Genomic DNA, 17,889 nt, shown 5'->3' with positions numbered 1-17,889 from the left:
TAGGAACAGACCTTGGATCATTTCACCTATGTCGACGGCGCCATGCAGGTGGAGCAGGTGCCGATGGAGGCCATCGCGCAGGCGGTCGGCACGCCCGTCTATATTTACTCCACCGCCACGCTGGAGCGCCATGTCGCCGTGTTTCGTGACGGGCTGTCGCAACTCGCCGACCCGCTGATCGCCTTTGCGGTCAAATCCAACCCCAACGCCGCTGTGCTGGCGACGCTGGCGAAGCTGGGGCTGGGCGCGGACGTGGTGTCGGGCGGCGAGCTGCTGCGCGCGGTGGCGGCGGGCATCCCCGCGAACCGCATCGTCTTTTCCGGCGTCGGCAAGACCGCCGATGAAATGCGACTGGCGCTGGAACAGGGCATTTACCAGTTCAATCTCGAAAGCGAACCGGAAGCTGAAATGCTGTCCGAAGTCGCCGTTTCGATGGGGAAGAAGGCGCCCGTCGCCTATCGCATCAACCCCGATGTCGACGCCGGCACCCATGCCAAGATTTCGACCGGCAAGTCGGAAAACAAGTTCGGCATTCCTTATGCCCGCGCGCTGGAAAGCTATGCCGTCGCGCGCGATCTGCCCGGCCTCGACGTACAGGGCGTCGCCGTCCATATCGGCAGCCAGCTGACCGACCTCGCTCCGCTGGAGGCCGCCTTCGTCAAGGTCGGCGCGCTGATCGCGGAATTGCGCGCGGCGGGCCATGACATTCGCACGGCGGACCTGGGTGGCGGCCTTGGCGTGCCTTATGATCCCTCGCAGCCTTTGCCGCCCAGCCCCGCCGACTATGGCGCGATGGTGACGCGCGTGACGCAGGGCTGGCCGGTGCGGCTGATGTTCGAACCGGGCCGGGTGATCGTGGGCAATGCCGGCGTGCTGCTGTCGCGCGTGGTGCGCGTGAAGCAGGGCGCACAGGCGCCCTTCGTCATCGTTGACGCGGCGATGAACGATTTGATGCGCCCCAGCCTGTATGACGCCTGGCATGATATTCGCGCGGTAAAGCCGGCGGGCGTGCGCGAAACCGCCAATGTCGTGGGTCCGGTGTGCGAGACGGGCGACACCTTCGCCATGCATCGCGACATGGATGCGGTGCAGGCGGGCGATCTGATCGCTTTCATGACCGCGGGCGCCTATGGTGCGACCATGGCGGGCACGTATAACAGCCGGCCGCTGACCCCCGAAGTGCTGGTGTCGGGCGACAAATGGGCGGTGGTGCGGGAACGGCCGCCGGTCCAGGCGCTGATCGACGCCGACATCATTCCCGATTGGGTCGCCAAAGGCAGCGAAGGCTGATGCGCAGCCTGCCCGTCTTCCTGATGGTGACGGGTCGGCCGGTCATCCTGACCGGGCAGGGCGATGCCGCCGACGCCAAGCGCCGCCTGCTGGAACGGGCCGGCGCGCGGATCGTGGGCGAGGAGGATGGCGATGCGCGCATCGCCATCGTGTCGGACGGCGATGCGGCGACCGTCGCGCGGCTGCGCGCGCGGGGCATTTTGGTCAATGCGACCGATATGCCCGACCTGTGCGATTTCACTCTGCCCGCGATCGTGGACCGCGATCCGGTGCTGATCGCCATAGGCACGGCCGGCGCATCGGCGGGCCTCGCCAAGGCGCTGCGACAACGGCTGGAGGCGATGCTGCCCGCGCGGCTGGGCGCACTGGCGCAGGCTCTATACGATGCGCGCGGGGCGATCCGGGCGCGCTGGCCGCAGGCTGGCGACCGGCGGCGGGCGATCGATGCGGGCCTTCAGCCGGGCGGGCCGATCGATCCGCTGACGGAAGGCGCAGCCGATGCCGTGCCGGCCTGGATCGATCGGGCGGGGGGTATGGCTGGATCGCAACTGGTGCCGATCCGGCTCTTGTCGCCCGACCCGGAAGAGCTGACCCTGCGCGCCGCGCGGCTGCTGGGGGAGGCGGACAGCATTTATCACGCAGCCGATGTGCCGGCGGTTCTGCTCGATCGCGCCCGTGCGGACGCGGTGCGGATCATGGCCGATGCGCCGCCGGAAAAGCCTGCTGCTGGTCTGTCGCTCTGGTTAAGTCTGGGCTGACTGGAGCCGCGCGACCTCATCCTGTAACGCCTGTATCGAGGAAACGAGGCGCGCCCGGTCTTCTTGCATTTCGCGCAGCGTTTCGCGGGTTTCGCCCAGTTCCACGGCACGCCGCGCGATGCGGGCGTCCAGTTCGGCATTGTGCCGGGTCAGCGCGCCCAGTTCGTCGGCGCGCTGGCACAGATGGCGCAACCGCGCGTCCAGCACATCGAAATCGAACGGCTTGACGATATGGTCGTCCGCGCCCGCTTCCAGCGCTTCGATCGTGGACTGGCTGTCGGCCTGCCCGGCGATCATTACGCAACAGGCTTTGCCGGCCAGGTTGGAGGCGCGGATTTTCTGCATCGTCGTCACCGCCGGCAGCATCGACAGGCCCATGTCTATCAGGATCGCGTCGACCGGACGGGTCAGGAGCATGGTAAGCGCGATGAAGCCATTTTCGGCCAGCGCGACATCATAGTTGAGATGGGACAGGCGGCGCGCAATAACGGCGCGGGCGGTGGCATTTTCGTCAACCAGCAGGACGCGCAGCCGCCGCTGCGCTTGCGGGCGCGCCGGATCGCGGACCGTGTCGGAACTGCGATTGCGCTTGAAAAACTGCATCTTGTCCACCTTCCTGGTCCGTCAGCTATAGGAAAGGACGCCCAAAGAAATGGTTAATGGCGCTGCTTGGCGCCAGTGTGAGAAATACGCAAAAGAACACATGGATCGTCGGCGCTTAATCGGGCGCGTAGGCGCGCAGGAGCAGGTCTACGGCAAAGTTGGCGTCTCGCTCGATCCCGGCCGGGTCGGGAGCGTCAATCTGGCTCATCAGCAATTGCTGATGGCTGCCCGCCATGATGAGCGCCATGAGCGCGCGGGCGGCATCCGCCGGATCGGCGCGCCGCAATTGCCCCTTGGCCATGGCGCTTTCCAGAAACTGGGCCATCAGCGACCGGGTGTTGCGCGGCGCGAGATCGAAGAATATCTGGCTCAATTCGGGAAAGCGTCCGCCTTCCGATATGATCAGGCGGTGGAGCGCGATCGCTTCGGGCGATGTCACCTTGCCGATCAGGCTGATGCAGGCGCGGTGCAGCGTCGCGACAAAATCGGCGTCCGGGTCCAGTATCTGCGACAATTGCACGCGATAGGCGCCTGACACCCGGCCCAGCACGGCGGCAAACAGCTGCTCCTTGGACGGATAGTAATTCCACAACGTCCCCTTGGAGCCGCCAAGGGCAGCCGCAATGCCCGACATGGTGGTCCCGGCATAGCCATGTTCCAGAAAATAGCGCTGCGCCACGGTCAGGATCATGTCCTGCCGCTTCTGGCGGCGCGCTTCTCTTCTGCCGCAAATGAGGGGCGCTTTGCTCTCCGTCATGAAAACGTACCATAGAGTACGTTAATCTGGTTGACAAGGGCCTGCGCCGGGCGCAATGGCCGATTTCATACTCTTTGGTACGGTTTGTTTATGGCGGTGAGTCGCATGACTTTTTCCTCCCGCGTGCTGCTGACGACGACGACGGCCCTGTTGCTGTCCGCCTGCGCCGCGATCCCTGATCTTGGTCCAAAGCCTGTCGTGCGCGCGCCCGACAGCGTGGCTGCACAGCAGAGCCTGGCTGCATCGCAAGCGGCCTGGCCGGGCGATGGCTGGTGGGCCGCCTATGGCGACCCGCAACTGACCGCCCTGATCGAAGAAGGTCTGCGCAACGCGCCCGACATGGCGGTCGCATCGGCCCGTTTCCGGCAGGCGCAGGCGATGGCGCAGCAGGCTGGCGCGGCGACCCTGCCGTCCGCCAATCTGGACGCCAGCGCAGCGGCGACCAAGCAAAGCTATAATATGGGCATGCCCAAGGAGTTCGTGCCGCAGGGCTGGCTCGGCACTGGCCGGGTGGCGCTCGATCTGGGGTTCGATCTGGACCTGTGGGGCAAGAACAAGGCGGCGCTGGCCGCCGCCACGTCCGATGCGCGCGCGGCGGAGATTGACGCCCAGCAGGCGAAGCTGGCGCTGACCACCGGGATTGCCGACGCCTATGCCGATCTCGCTCGCCTCTATGACGAGGCGGAAATTCAGCAGCGCACGCTCGACATTCGCATGGCCAGCCAGAAACTGGTGGCCGACCGGCTGAAAAATGGTCTGGAAACGCGCGGCAGCGCGCGGCAGGCTGACGCTACCGTGTCTTCGGCCAAGGCGCAACTGGCCGGCGCACAATTGGCGATCGCGGTGCGGCAGCATCAGATTGCCGCGCTGATCGGCGCGGGGCCGGATCGCGGCCTGTCGATCACCCGGCCGCAACCGGGCAAGCTCGCGCCGCTGGGCCTGCCGGCGGACGTCACCACCAACCTCGTCGCGCGCCGGCCCGACATTGCCGCCGCGCTCGCCCGTACCGAAGCCGCCGCCAGGCGGATCAAGGTCGCCCGCGCCGATTTCTTCCCGGCGGTGCGGCTGAGCGCGTTGGTCGGCCTCCAGTCGTTGGGCTATAATACGCTTTTCGCCAATGGCGGCGCGGTTGGATCGGCCCGGCCCTTTACCGGCAATCTGTTCGAAAAGGATTCGTTGTTCGGCAATGCCGGCCCGGCGATCAGCCTGCCGATCTTCCGCGGCGGATCGCTTCAGGGCCAGTATCGCGGCGCCCGCGCCACCTATGACGAAGCGGTCGCCAGCTATGACAAGACGGTGCTCGCCGCCTATCAGCAGGTGGCCGACGCCGTCACTACCCGGCGGACGCTGGAACAGCGGCTGGCCGACGCTCGCGCCGCCGTCGCCGCCTCGCAGGACGCCTATGGCGTCGCGCAAAAACGCTATCAGGGCGGCCTGTCCACCTATCTGGACGTGCTGACCGTCGAGGACCAGTTGCTCGCCGCGCGTCAGTCGCTCGCCGAACTGGAAGCCGGCGCCTTTTCCACCGATATTGCCCTCATTCGTGCGCTGGGCGGTGGCTTCACCACCGGCGACCCTCACTCCAAGGACCAACCGCATGGCTGACGCCGCTCTCGAAACCACCGACGCACAGCAGGAAGGGCGCCAGTCCGCGCGCAAGACATGGCTGACCCGTCTGGGTCTGGTCGTCGTCATCGGCGGCCTGCTTTGGGCCGCCTGGTATCTGCTGGTCGGCCGCAATCATGTCAGCACCGACAATGCCTATGTGAACGCCGAAATGGCGCAGGTGACGCCGCTCATCTCCGCGCAGGCGACCGACGTGCTGGTCAGCGATACGCAGGCGGTGAAGAAGGGCGACATATTGGTCAAGCTGGACCCGGCCAACGCCCGCATCGCCGTGGCGCAGGCGGAGGCCGACCTTGCCGAAGCGCGCCGCCGCTTCCGCCAGACGGCCGCCACCAGCGATTCGCTGTCGGCGCAGGTGCAGGCGCGCGGGGCCGACATCGTTCAGGCCCGCGCCCAGCTCGCCACCGCCCAGGCCGATTTCGACAAGGCGCGGGTCGACCTGCAACGGCGTGAGGCGCTGGTTGGCGATGGCGCCGTGTCGGGCGATGAAGTCACCGCCGCGCGCAAGGGCTATGCCGCCGCCAGGGCCGCGCTCGATCTGGCGCGCGCCGGCGTCCAGACCGCGCAGGCCACCCGCAACGCCGCCACCGGCCAGCTGGAGGCGAATGATGCGCTCGTCCGGGGATCGACCATCGATACCGATCCGGCGGTGCTGGCGGCGCAGGCGAAGCTCGATTCGGCGAAGCTGGACCTTGATCGCACCGTCATTCGCGCGCCGATTGACGGGGTCGTCACGAAGCGGCAGGTGCAGGTCGGCCAGCGCGTGGCGCAGGGCAGCCCGATCATGACGATCGTCCCGCTGAACCAACTTTATGTCGACGCCAATTTCAAGGAACGCCAGCTGCGCGATGTGAAGGTCGGCATGACGGCCACCGTCACGTCGGACCTCTATGGCGACGATGTCGTCTATCACGGCAAGGTCGTGGGCTTTGCCGGCGGCACCGGATCGTCCATGTCGCTGATCCCGGCGCAAAATGCGACCGGCAACTGGATCAAGGTGGTGCAGCGCCTGCCGCTGCGCATCGCGCTCGACCCCAGGGAACTGGCCGCGCATCCGTTGCGCGTGGGCCTGTCCATGGACGTCGAGCTGGATCTTTCCGACAAGTGAGGGTGCCCGCGCGATGAGCGACGACGACGCCATTTACGCGCAGCTCTCGCCGCGCACCCGCACGCTGGCAGGGTTGGTGCTGGCTCTGAGCAACCTGATGGTTGTGCTCGACCTGACGATCGCCAACGTCTCGGTTCCGCATATTGCCGGCAATCTTGGCATCTCGCCCGATCAGGGCACATGGATCATCACGTCCTACGCAGTGGCGGAGGCGATTTGCGTGCCGCTGACCGGCTGGCTGGCGCAACGCTTTGGCGTGGTGCGCATGTTTACCTGGTCGATGGTCGGTTTCGGACTGTTTTCGGTCCTTTGCGGCATGTCCACGACGCTGGGCATGCTGGTCGCCTGCCGCATCGGTCAGGGTATTTGCGGCGGGCCGATCATGCCTATGTCGCAAACGCTGCTGATGCGTATCTTCCCGCCGGAAACGCGAGGGCGGGCCATGGGCCTTTGGGCGATGACGACGCTGATGGGGCCGGCGCTCGGCCCCATTGTCGGCGGCTATATCAGCGACAACTGGAGCTGGCACTGGATCTTCTTCATCAACCTGCCAATTGCGGCGCTGTGCGTTTTCGCCGCGCAGGCATTGCTGCGCCCGGTGGAGACGGACACCGCCAAGGTGCCGATCGACAAGGTCGGACTGTGCCTGCTGGTCTTCTGGATCGGCTGCCTCCAGATCATGCTGGACATCGGTCGCGACCATGACTGGTTTGCCGACCCGATGATATTGGCGCTGGCCCTGATGGCGGTGATTGGCTTCATCGTCTTCGTCATCTGGGAACTGACCGAAGAACATCCTGTGGTCGATCTGCGCGTATTCCGCCATATCGGCTTCAGTTCGGGCCTGTTCACCTTGTCGCTTTGCTTTGGCTCCTATTTCGCCAGCATTGTCGTCATCCCGCAATGGTTGCAGATGTCGATGGGCTATACCGCGACATGGGCCGGGATCGTGACTGCGCTCACGGCCATGGCGGCATTGTTCACGGCGCCGATTGCGGCAAAGATGATGACCAGGGTGGATGCGCGCCTGCTGATTTCCTGTGCTGTTGCGTGGATTGGCGTCATGTCGCTCGTGCGTGCGCACTGGACCAGTGGCATCGACATCGGAACGATGGCGATCCCGCAATTTGTGCAGGGCTTTGCGTTGCCCTTTTTCTTCATCCCGCTGACCACGCTGACCCTGGGGTCGGTGTTGCCGAGCGAAACGGCATCCGCAGCGGGATTGCAGAATTTTGTGCGCACCATGGCGACCGCAATTGCAACCTCGCTCGTGCTGACAGAATGGGGCGATTCCCAGCGTGTGTCACGCAACGAGATGGCGGCGGTGCTCCAGCCCGAACAAACCCAGTCCCTGCTGTCGGGCATCGGCCTGTCCCCTGAACAGGCGCGCCAGATGATCTCCAACCTGGTCGAACAGGAGGCCGTGGTCATTGCGGTCGACCATGTGTTCTTCCTGTCGGCGATCATCCTGTTCGCTGCGGCGGTGATCGTGTGGATCGCACCCAGGCCGCGCGCCAATGTGGACACATCCGCCGCGCACTAAACGCAATTCAGTCATGCGGGGGGCAGGGCGATGCGCCGGTCAATGCCGATCGCGTCGAGGAAGGCGGGGTCGTGGCTGACCACCAGCAACGCCCCGTCATAGGCGGCCAGCCCCTGTTCGATCGCCGCGATCGAATCGAGGTCGAGATGATTGGTCGGCTCGTCCAGCAGCAATAAGGGCGGCAGCGTCTCCCCGCCCAATATGCACGCCAGCGCCGCGCGCAGCTTCTGCCCGCCGCTCAGCGTTTCCACTCGTTGCAGCGCCAGATCGGCGCGAAACCGGAAGCGGGCGAGCGCGGCATGCACGGCATTGCGCGTCGCGCCGGGATGCAGCCGGGCGAAATTGTCGGCGATGCTGGCCTGCCCGTCCAGCAGGCTCGCTTCCTGATCCAGCAGCGCCGTCGCGGCCGGCCGGCGCACCGCGCCCGATACAGGCGCGATTCCCCCGGCGACCAGATGCAGCAAGGTCGATTTGCCGGCCCCATTGGGCCCAATGACGGCAATCCGCTCCGGCCCGCTGATGTGCAGGCTGAAATCGCGGATCACCGGGTTCGCAGGATCATGACCGGCTGTCACATGGTCGATCGTCAGCAAAGTCTGGCCGGACGGGACATGGGCGGAGGGCAGGGCCACCGTCAGCGGCGCGATCACCTCCATCTTCGCCCGCGCCTGCGCAACCGCGTCCTCCGCTTCGCTGCGCTGTCGTTCCGTGCGACGCGCCATGTCGCCGCCCGATCGCTCCGCCTGTTCCTTGCGCCGGCCCAGCAGGATGCGCGGCATGCCACCCTTGGCCGCCTGCCGCGCGCCCGCGCCGTCGCGCCTTTGCTGGCGCTCGGTCGCGGTTTGCGCCTTGCGGGCCAGGGTGGACGCCTCCTTTTCGGCATGGTCGATCGCCTGCTGCGTCGCCGCTAGTTCCACATCCTTGCGCGCGCGCCAGGCCGACCAGTTGCCGCCATGGCGGGCGATGCCCAGGCTGGTCAACTCGGCGATTGCGTCCATCTGGTCCAGCAGCGCGCGATCATGGCTGACGACGATCGCGCCCCCGCGCCAGCGCCGCAGCACAGCCGCAACCACCTCCCGTCCCGCCGCATCCAGATGATTGGTCGGCTCATCCAGCAACAGCCAGTCGGGCCGGGCAAAGACCGCCGCCGCCAGCGCCGCGCGGGTCCGCTGCCCACCGGACAGGTTGGACAGGGGCGTGGCCGGATCGATTGCCAGATCCACCTCCGCCAGCGCATCTTCAAGGCGGACAGGCAGCATCCAGTCGCACGCCTCCAGTTCCTCGATCGTCGCCATGCCCGCTTCCGCCCGCTCCAGCAGGGCCAGGGCGGCGCGCGCGTCGAACAGATCGGCGACGCTCTCGCCCGGATCGGGCTGCATCGTCTGGCGCAGCATGGCGAAGCGCCCTTCCACGCGCACCTCTCCGGCGGCGGGGCGGCGCTCGCCGGCGATCAGCGCCAGCAGCGTGGACTTGCCCACGCCATTGCGGCCGATCAGGCCGATGCGTTCGGGGAAAAAGCGGAAATTAAGGCCGGAAAGGACGGATGAACCGTCAGGCGCGGACCAGCTGAGATGGGATAGGATGATGGCGGGCATGGACACAAACTTTCCTGAAGGCAGAGCGAAGCGGCTGAGCGTTCAGGCTGATGTCCATGGCGGCGATCCTTTCGGGGCGAGTGAGTGGGCGGTGTAGGCGGCGGCGCGCCGCATGGCAAGGGCGTCGCATTCGGCCCTGTCCTACAGCACCAAAGGCCGCCAAAATCGCGGCGGCTCTTTCTCATCAGCGAACTTCGCAAAAATTCTCCTATTGCGAAATCGCTTTTGCAGGCCCGCACGCCAGCAATTGCGACCTCTGCCATGGTGTGAACTTTGCACGCCTTCGCACCTGCACCAAGTCGCTTCACCACTCCGCGCACCTCTGCTACAGGCCGGCCCCATGCTTAACTTGAACGGTATCACCGTGCGCCTGGGCGGCCGCACCATCCTTGATCGCGCCGCAGCCGCTTTGCCGCCGCGCAGCCGCGTGGGCCTGATCGGCCGCAACGGCGCGGGCAAGTCGACCCTCATGAAGGTGATGATCGGTCAGCTCGACCCGGACGAGGGCAGTTGCGACATGCCGCGCGACACGCGGCTGGGCTATATCGCGCAGGAAGCGCCGTCGGGCACCGCGACCCCGTTCGACACCGTGCTGGAAGCCGACAAGGAACGCGCCGCGCTGATGGCGGAGGCGGAGCATACCGAAGACCCCGATCGCCTTGGCCATATCTATGAGCGGCTGACAACGATCGACGCCTACACCGCCCCGGCCCGCGCCGCCCGCATCCTCGTGGGCCTCGGCTTTGACGAGGAAATGCAGGGCCGTCCGCTCGACAGCTATTCGGGCGGCTGGAAGATGCGCGTGGCGCTCGCCGCTCTGCTCTTCTCCAATCCCGATCTGCTGCTGCTCGACGAACCGTCGAACCATCTCGATCTGGAAGCGACGCTCTGGCTGGAAAATTTCCTGAAAGCCTATCGCGGCACCGTGGTCATCATCAGCCATGAACGCGACCTGCTGAACAATGTGGTGGATTATATCCTCCACCTGGAAGGCGGGAAGATCACCCTCTATCCCGGCGGCTATGATGCGTTTGAGCGTCAGCGCGCCGAACGCCTCGCCCAGCAGGAAGCGGCCCGCGCCAAGCAGGCGGCCGAACGGGAAAAGTTGCAGGACTATGTCGCCCGCAACAGCGCCCGCGCGTCCACTGCAAAACAGGCCCAGTCCCGCGCCAAGGCGCTGGCCAAGATGCAGCCTATCGCCGCCGCGATCGAAGATCCGACGCTGCATTTCGGCTTCCCAAGTCCCGCCGAACTGCGCCCGCCGCTCATCACCATGGACATGGCTTCGGTCGGCTATACCGACACGCCGATCCTGCGCCGCGTCAACCTGCGCATCGATCCCGACGATCGGCTGGCGCTGCTTGGCCGCAACGGCAACGGCAAGACGACGCTCGCCCGCCTGATCGCCGCGCAACTCGCCCCGATGGAAGGGACGATGCAAAGCTCGGCCAAGATGCAGGTCGGCTACTTCACCCAATATCAGGTGGAGGAACTGGACGTTACCGACACGCCGCTGGAGCATATGACCCGTGTCATGAAGGGCGCGACCCCCGGCGCGGTCCGTGCTCAGCTCGGCCGCTTCGGCTTTTCCGGCGAGCGTGCGACGCAGAAGGTCGGCTCCATGTCGGGTGGTGAGCGCGCCCGTCTGGCCCTCGCCCTCATCACCCGCGATGCGCCGCATCTGCTGATCCTCGATGAACCGACCAACCACTTGGACGTCGACAGCCGCGAGGCGCTGGTGCAGGCGCTCAACGAATATTCGGGCGCTGTAGTGATCGTCTCGCACGACCGCCACATGATCGAACTGGTCGCCGATCGTCTGGTGCTGGTCGACAATGGCACGGCGCAGCCGTTCGACGGCTCGCTCGATGATTATACCGACATCATCCTGCGCAAGGCGGACGGCAACGCCAGCAGCGGCGGCGATGCGCCAAAGGTCGACCGCAAGGCCGACAAGAAGGCCGCCGCCGAATGGCGCGAAAAGCAGAAGGTTCTCAAGAACGCGGTCAACAAGGCCGAGCGCGAAATGACCAGCCTGATCGCCGAGCGCAAGCGCATCGACGCCGTGCTGTTCGACCCCAAAAGCGCCACCGGCCCGGAAGCGAAAATGACCACCAGCCAACTGATGGTGAAGCGCGCCGAGGTGGAAAAGAAGCTGGAAGCGGCCGAGGAAGTCTGGATGGAGGCCGGCGCGGCGCTGGAGGCGGGTTAACACCACCACGCTTTAAATATGATCCGTTCGCCCTGAGCCTGTCGAAGGGCTGCACTTTCTTAAGCCTATTCAAGGCAAAGTGCAGGGCTTCGACAAGCTCAGCCTGAACGGAGGTCGGGGGTTCAGATTTGGCGCAGGATGCTTAAAAAGCCCGTTCCAGCAGCACCAGCGCCGGATCGCCCTCAATGGCGCGGGCGGAAAAGCCCATTTCCCGCTCCAGGCTGATCGCGGCGCGATTGTCCCGGCTTTCGATCGACTGGAGTTTGGTGACGCCCCAAGCCCGCGCTTCCCTGGCGACATGGTCCAGCAGCGTCCAGCCAATCCCCTTGCCCTTATGATCGGGCAGAATGGAAATGGCGACCTCGCCAGTGCCGCCCGCTTCATCCACCGCCAGCGTGGCGGCGGCGATGATCTCCCGCCCACCCGGCGTGAAGGCCAGGAACGTCTCATGCCGGTGATGCTCGAAATCGGTCATCGCATGCAACTGTCCGGGGCTGACCTGCCGCACGGCCGACAGGAATCGGAACCGCCGGTCCTCGTCGGTCACGTCGGCGAAGAAATCGGCCAGCGCCGGCTCGTCCTGGTGTGTCGCCAGGCGAATGTCGAAGCGAAAGCCATAGCGGGTTTCCAGCGCGATCATCGGAAAATCCTTTGCAGGAAGAAGGTCTTCCCGACCTATCGGCTTTCCGTTCACGGAAACCTATAAGGACTTTCCCGGATAGGGCTGGATCATCGACCCATCAGGATGAACGGCGCCCAGATATAGGGTTGCGCTGCGCCCGGCTGGCCGGATCGGATCAGCTTCAGCATCGCCCGTTGCAGCGCCACCGCACGCGGCAGGCCCCGGTTCGCGCCCTTCACCGTCTCCAGCGTCACGAACGCGCTGGCGTCGTCCCGCACCGGCCAGTGCGACACCAGCAGCGATCCCGCCCCGGCATAGCGGAACGCCTGCGCCAGCCCTGAATAGGCCGCGCCCTGCGCATCCTTGCCCGCCGCCGTGTTGCAGGCGGACAGGATCACCCAGTCCGCGCCGATCCGCATCCCCGCCACTTCCGACGCGGTCAGCAGCCCGTCATCGTCCGCCGTCGCGCTTGCGGGGGGAGACAGCACCAGCGCCGGCTCCGTCACGCCCTCCATCTCGCCGCTGACCAACCCGTGCGTCGCAAACAATATGACGCCATAGTGGGACAGGTCACGGCGGCGCAGCGCGCCCTCGCTGGCCTCGCCACCGACCAGCAGCGTGGCGTGATCCGCGCCGAACCGCTTCGCCACCGCCTGCAATTCGGTCAGCGATCCGGGCAAAGACGGCAATTGCGACAGCGCCTGCGCATCCGCCCCGCCATTGCGGAAATAGGCGTTGGCTGCCAGCAACCCACCACCGCGCTGGGGAAGAGCGGGCGCTGCGACTGCAAAGCTCTGCGGCGCACCAATGCCCAGGAAGCGCTGATCGCGCATCGCCATCCGCGTCATCTGCCGCGCGCCGATCGCAAAGCCGGGCTGCACCTCGATCGCGAAGCGATGGATCAGCCAGGGCGTGTTGCGATCCACCTTCGCTACAGGGCGCTGCGGCAGCATGGCGAAGGGCAGGGACGCGAACGCCCCGGTCGGCACGATCCGCAGGTCGCGGGCCTTGTCCAGACTGGCGAGGATGCCGGGCGTGAAGATCTGGCGATACAGGTCGATCGCGGCGCCCTGATCGAACCCCGCCGGGGTCAGCGATCCGCGCAGCCGGTTGACCAGCGTCACCATCGCGGCCCGCCCCCTCTGCGCCCGTTCGATCCGCGCGCCATGCGGACCGACCGCCAGCAGGTACACGCCGTCAAAGGCCGGCATGACCGCCAGCAACCCTTCCTGCTCACCCAGCCCGGCCCGCAATGTCGTCAGCTCCGGTCGTTCGCCGCCGCGCGCTTCCACCCAGCGCGGATAATCGCGGGACAGGGCGGCCCGCTCCGCATCGGCGTCTGCCGCCACCGCCGCGCGATCGACCCGCGCCTGCGCCACATCCTTGTCCGTCGCCAGAGCCTTCAGCAGCCGGCTGTCCGCCGCCTCCAGCGCCTTGACCTTGTCCTGCAACCCGCGCACCCGCGCCGCAAGCGCCGGGTCTGCGACCAGTCGCTGCGCCACCAGCCGGTTGGCCTGCGCGATGCGCGATCCGGCCAGCACCGCCATCGCGTCCAGCGCCAGCGGCGCATCCTGCGTTTGCGCCGCCACGGCCAGCACGGTGTCGAGCGCCGCGCGCTGATCCTCGGTCAGTTCGCCATTGTCGTTCATCGCCGCGCCATCGCGCAGCACGCCGACCAGCCGCCTTGCCGCCTCGCCAAGGCGGCCTTGATCCGGCCCCGTCCAGGCGGACAGCATCGCCGCCTGCGCCAGCGGCAGCGCCGGTGCATTGTCGAGCTGCGCAGTCTCCGCAACGAAGCTGGCGGCGATGGTCCGCGCCTCGTCCACGCGCCCGGCTTCGATCAGGGCGGGGATCAGATAGGGGTAGACGCGCTGGCCAATATCCCGGTCCTTGTCCGATCCCGCGCGCACCCGCGCCAGAGCCGCTTCGAACCGCGCGATCCCCTCATCCCGCCGGCCTTCGGCGACGTCTGCCGATGCCGCAAAAGCCAGCGCGCGGGCCGATTGCGGGCTATTTTCGCCCTCGATCTTGCGAAAGCCGCTTTCCGCCTCCAGAAACAGCGGCTCGGCGTCGGCGTAGCGCTCCAGCGGCAGCAGCACCGACCCCAGATTTTGCAGACCGAACTGAAAATACAGGCTGTCCGTCCCCACCGTCTCCCGCTTGATGGCGATGGCGCGTTGCAGATAGTCCAGGCTCTCGACCCGCCGCCCGGTGCGCGACAGCAGCAGGCCCAGCGCCTCCAGCGCGCGGGCGTAGCTGGGATGCTTGCGGTCGACATGGTCGGTGGCGATCTCCACTGCCATCCGCGCATATTTTTCGGCCTCCGCGTCGCGGTCTGCGCGCTGGAGCATCTGGGCATAGGTGTAATAGGAACCGATCGTGTCGGGGCTGTTTGGCCCGGCGGCGGTGATCCGCGCCTCCATGCTTGCCTTTTGCGCCGCCACCGCGTCGGCGTTGCGGCCGAGGCGGGTGAGCGCCTGCGCATGGGAAAAGGCGATGTTGGACCGCAGCATATGCGTGTCCTTGTCCAGCCGATCGGCCGGCGTGCGCGCAATATAGCCATCCATATACGCACTGGCCAGCGCCAGCGTATCCGCCCCGCCCGCCACATTGCCCAGCGCGATCTGCACGAAGCCCTTGATCGACAGCCCCTGCATCCAGGCGATGGGATAGGCGTCGGCGAACGGCTCCAGCAGGGTCAGGCCCTCGTTCGACCGGGCCAGTGCGTCGGGATTTTTGCCGTCGATCTGGTCCATGGACGACAGGTTGATCAGCGCCACGCCGGCCAGCGGATGCGGCCTGCCGCCCACTTTGGCGCGCATCCCCGCCGCATGCAGTTGCAGCCAGGCGTCGCGCGTCTGCTGCGACATGGACAGCGCATAATCGTCGCTGTTGAACAGAGCGAAGGCGCGATCCTCCAGCCGGCGCAACGATGCATGGCGCGGATCAGTGGCGGAAAAACCCGCCGGGATCGCCGCCGGCGCGCCGGAAAGCGGCAGCGCCAGCGCCAGAAGGACAGCCGAACAGTGCGCGGAAAGTTTCATCTTGCCCCCGCTATCTCGATTCGACCCGTTCATGGCTTGGTTTGCATGGCGGGCGGCGTCAAGATGGCCGCAATGACGCGGCGCTTACCCCGCCAGCGTCAGCCGCCAGTCCCAGCGCAGCGGATCGCCGTCCATCACCTCCACCCCGCGCGCGATCAGGGCGTCGCGAATCTCGTCCGACAGGGCGAAATCCTTCTCCGCCCGGGCGGCGGTGCGGCGTTCCAGTTCGGCCTCAATCTCTTCCGGCCTGATCTGCGCATCCTTTGGCCGCACGCGCAGGTCGGCGCGATTGAGCGTCAGCAGGTTCAGGCCCAGCGCCTGGTCAAAGGCGGCGATCAGGCACAGCTTTTCGTCCACCGGCACCTTCTTCATGCCAATGACTTCCTCCAGCAGGGGAAGGGCGCGCGGCGTCATCAGATCGTCGGCGATCGCCGCGTCGAACTGCTCCAGCAACGGCGCCAGCTTGGGATGCAGATTGGCGCGCAGATAATCGAGGCGCGGCGATTGCCATGTCACGCCCTCGGCCCGCGCCTTCAGCCCCTCGATGCCCATGACCAGCCGCTTCAAACGGGTCAGCGCGGCGGCCAGATTGTCGGCGCTGAACTCCAGTTCGCTGCGATAATGGGCGCCCAGGCATAGCAGGCGATAGGCGATCGGATGCACGCCCGCGTCGATCAGGCTGAACAGGGTGGTGAAGCCGCCCTTCGACTTGCTCATCTTGCCCTGACGATCCACCAGGAAATTATTGTGCATCCACCAGCGCGCGCCGGTGAAGCCCGCCGTCGCCGCATCCGGCTCGCCGCAGCAGGCGTGGAATGCCTGATTTTGGGCGATTTCATTGGGATGATGAATCTCGCGATGGTCGATGCCGCCGGTGTGAATGTCGAACGGCTGGCCAAGGCGCGCCTGGCTCATGACCGAACATTCCAGATGCCAGCCGGGCGCGCCCTTGCCCCAGGGGCTGTCCCATTCCATCTGGCGCTGTTCGCCCGGCGGCGATTTGCGCCAGATGGCGAAGTCGCTCGGATTGCGCTTGCCCGCGACCGGATCGATCCGGGCATGCGCGGCGTCGTCGCGTCCGCCCGCCAGCGCGCCATAATCGGGAACGGTGGTGCAGTCGAAATACAGGCCGCTGTCCAGTTCATAGCAATGGTCGGGCGCGATGCTTTGCGCAAAATCGATCATCTGGGGGACATAGTCGGTCGCAACCGTCCATTCGCTGGGCGCCATGATGTTCAGCGCGGCGATGTTGGACTTGAACGCATCGGTATAATGGGCGGCAATGTCCCAGATGCTCTTGGCGCTGGCGCGCGCGGCGGCTTCCATCTTGTCATCGCCCGCGTCGGCGTCGCTGGTCAGATGGCCGACATCGGTGATGTTGATGATCTGGGTGACGCTCAGCCCCTTCCACAACAATGTCCGGCGCAGCGTGTCGACGAACACATAGGCGCGCAAATTGCCGATATGCGCGTAATTATAGACGGTCGGGCCACAGCTATAGACGCGCGCATGATTGTCCTCGATCGGCGCGAACGGCTCGATCGTGCGGGTCAGGCTGTTGAACAGGCGCAGCGGCGCGGGGATATGCTGGTCGTCGGACATGGTGGCCAGCCATGTCGCCAGAAGGGCCGGGCGTCAACGGGGCAGGGCATCAACAGCGCTGGGGACGCAAAAAAGCGCTTGAACTTGACCCAGCGTCAACCGCTATCCCGTCTCCATGACCGATCTGATGGATATCGCCGCTGTTGCCCGGCTGACCGGCATCACCAGCCGCGCGCTGCGTTTCTATGAAGGGCGCGGCCTTGTCGCACCCTTGCGCACCGCTTCGGGGCGGCGGTTGTTCGGCCGGGATGAACTGGCGCGGCTGCATCGGATCATTACGCTCAAACGGGCCGGTTTCAGCCTGTCCCAGATTGAAGGACTGCTGAACGACCGGCCGGTTGATCTGGCGCCGTTGCTCCGTGCGCAGATCGCCGTGCTGGACGAACAGGCGCAGGGGCTGGCGCAGGCACGCGCCCATCTCGCCACCGCCTTGTCCCGCATCGACCGTGGCGAGCCGCTCGATGCCGCGACCCTTTGCTCGCTGATCCGAACCGGAGACATCGATATGGATCAGGCAAAATGGAAGAACGTGACCGACCTTTACATAAGCGCGCAGGCGGAAGCGGATTTCGCCGATGTGCAGGGCGCCTTGCCCACTGATTTCGATCAGGCGGCCTATGGGGCGCAATGGGCGGACCTGACCGCCCGCATTGCCGATGCGCTGCCGCTGGACCCGGCGTCGGCGCAGGCCGGTGCCTTCTATGACGAATGGCAGGCGCTGCTGGCGCCCTTCATGGCGGTGGCGACCCCTGCCATGACGCAGGGTTTGACGCTGCTCTACGACAATATCGGGGAATGGCAGGCCGAACAGACGCCGCCTTTCTCCGCCGATATATGGGCCTTCATCAAGGCGGTGGGGCAGGCGCGCCAGGCCGGATGATCCCGGAGGATCGGCCGCAATTGTAATAAAATGTTGCGGGCGGGCCGATCCCTTGCAGCCGCGCGTTGGCGACCCGATATTGCTGATGCGGGCCGGGCCCCTCTGGCGACATGGACTTCCCCCCTTTGTCCTGTCGCGATGTCGGACCGCATCGGGTGCGCCCGGTGCAGGTTTTGCGGCGATTTGCCCCCTCTTGTCGTCGCAGGAGACCGCACCGGGCCACTCGAACCATGGTTTTGCTGATGGAGT

13 protein-coding genes are annotated in these 17,889 nt (G+C 66.1%); 7 read left to right on the top strand and 6 right to left on the bottom strand.

Annotated features, from left to right (window positions below):
- Window positions 1–12: 12 nt before the first annotated feature.
- The gene (lysA, locus tag ACFOKF_RS15150) at window positions 13–1,290 is read left to right on the top strand and encodes a diaminopimelate decarboxylase (RefSeq protein ID WP_380796669.1); all 1,278 of its coding nucleotides are present in this window, start codon (window positions 13–15) and stop codon (window positions 1,288–1,290) included.
- Complete coding sequence (locus ACFOKF_RS15145; RefSeq protein ID WP_380796667.1) at window positions 1,290–2,048, top strand: precorrin-2 dehydrogenase/sirohydrochlorin ferrochelatase family protein; 759 nt, start codon at window positions 1,290–1,292, stop codon at window positions 2,046–2,048. The genes lysA and ACFOKF_RS15145 overlap by 1 nt, the downstream gene beginning before the upstream one ends.
- Here ACFOKF_RS15145 and ACFOKF_RS15140 read toward each other — a convergent pair.
- Together ACFOKF_RS15140 and ACFOKF_RS15135 are read right to left on the bottom strand one after the other, a co-directional pair.
- Window positions 2,034–2,651, bottom strand: coding sequence for a response regulator (locus ACFOKF_RS15140; protein WP_380796665.1), 618 nt, complete (start codon window positions 2,649–2,651; stop codon window positions 2,034–2,036). The genes ACFOKF_RS15145 and ACFOKF_RS15140 overlap by 15 nt on opposite strands.
- Before the next feature lie 115 nt (window positions 2,652–2,766).
- Window positions 2,767–3,408 carry a TetR/AcrR family transcriptional regulator gene (locus ACFOKF_RS15135; protein WP_380796663.1) on the bottom strand — a complete coding sequence of 214 codons (642 nt, stop codon included), beginning with the start codon at window positions 3,406–3,408 and terminating at the stop codon, window positions 2,767–2,769.
- A gap of 90 nt (window positions 3,409–3,498) precedes the next feature.
- Here ACFOKF_RS15135 and ACFOKF_RS15130 point away from each other — a divergent pair, with 90 nt between their 5' ends.
- The 3 genes from ACFOKF_RS15130 to ACFOKF_RS15120 are packed head-to-tail and all read left to right on the top strand — an operon-like array spanning window position 3,499 to window position 7,685.
- Window positions 3,499–5,013 carry an efflux transporter outer membrane subunit gene (locus ACFOKF_RS15130; protein WP_380796661.1) on the top strand — a complete coding sequence of 505 codons (1,515 nt, stop codon included), beginning with the start codon at window positions 3,499–3,501 and terminating at the stop codon, window positions 5,011–5,013.
- Window positions 5,006–6,142, top strand: a complete 1,137-nt coding sequence (locus tag ACFOKF_RS15125; RefSeq protein ID WP_380796659.1) for an EmrA/EmrK family multidrug efflux transporter periplasmic adaptor subunit — start codon at window positions 5,006–5,008, stop codon at window positions 6,140–6,142. Before ACFOKF_RS15130 ends, ACFOKF_RS15125 begins: the two co-directional genes overlap by 8 nt.
- A gap of 13 nt (window positions 6,143–6,155) precedes the next feature.
- A complete protein-coding gene (locus ACFOKF_RS15120; RefSeq protein WP_380796657.1) occupies window positions 6,156–7,685 on the top strand; it encodes a DHA2 family efflux MFS transporter permease subunit in 1,530 nt (509 codons plus the stop codon).
- 11 nt (window positions 7,686–7,696) lie between these two features.
- Here ACFOKF_RS15120 and ACFOKF_RS15115 read toward each other — a convergent pair whose 3' ends face one another.
- Window positions 7,697–9,280, bottom strand: coding sequence for an ABC-F family ATP-binding cassette domain-containing protein (locus ACFOKF_RS15115; RefSeq protein WP_380796656.1), 1,584 nt, complete (start codon window positions 9,278–9,280; stop codon window positions 7,697–7,699).
- A gap of 340 nt (window positions 9,281–9,620) precedes the next feature.
- On the opposite strand from ACFOKF_RS15115, the gene ACFOKF_RS15110 reads away from it, so the two are divergent.
- Window positions 9,621–11,492 carry an ABC-F family ATP-binding cassette domain-containing protein gene (locus ACFOKF_RS15110; protein ID WP_380796655.1) on the top strand — a complete coding sequence of 624 codons (1,872 nt, stop codon included), beginning with the start codon at window positions 9,621–9,623 and terminating at the stop codon, window positions 11,490–11,492.
- 142 nt (window positions 11,493–11,634) lie between these two features.
- Here ACFOKF_RS15110 and ACFOKF_RS15105 read toward each other — a convergent pair whose 3' ends face one another.
- From ACFOKF_RS15105 to cysS, 3 genes are all read right to left on the bottom strand, one after another.
- A complete protein-coding gene (locus tag ACFOKF_RS15105; RefSeq protein WP_380796654.1) occupies window positions 11,635–12,132 on the bottom strand; it encodes a GNAT family N-acetyltransferase in 498 nt (165 codons plus the stop codon).
- A gap of 89 nt (window positions 12,133–12,221) precedes the next feature.
- Window positions 12,222–15,158, bottom strand: coding sequence for a CHAT domain-containing protein (locus ACFOKF_RS15100; protein ID WP_380796653.1), 2,937 nt, complete (start codon window positions 15,156–15,158; stop codon window positions 12,222–12,224).
- A gap of 84 nt (window positions 15,159–15,242) precedes the next feature.
- Complete coding sequence (cysS, locus tag ACFOKF_RS15095) at window positions 15,243–16,760, bottom strand: cysteine--tRNA ligase (RefSeq protein ID WP_380796651.1); 1,518 nt, start codon at window positions 16,758–16,760, stop codon at window positions 15,243–15,245.
- A 115-nt stretch (window positions 16,761–16,875) separates the two neighbouring features.
- Between cysS and ACFOKF_RS15090 the strand changes: the two genes are divergently transcribed.
- Window positions 16,876–17,640, top strand: a complete 765-nt coding sequence (locus tag ACFOKF_RS15090) for a MerR family transcriptional regulator (protein ID WP_380796650.1) — start codon at window positions 16,876–16,878, stop codon at window positions 17,638–17,640.
- Window positions 17,641–17,889: the final 249 nt, after the last annotated feature.

This window comes from Sphingobium rhizovicinum (genome assembly GCF_042647625.1).
Taxonomy (GTDB): Bacteria; Pseudomonadota; Alphaproteobacteria; order Sphingomonadales; family Sphingomonadaceae; genus Sphingobium; species Sphingobium rhizovicinum.
Note: the sequence above shows the minus strand (reverse complement) of the source record. Positions and strands in the feature narration are given on the sequence as shown.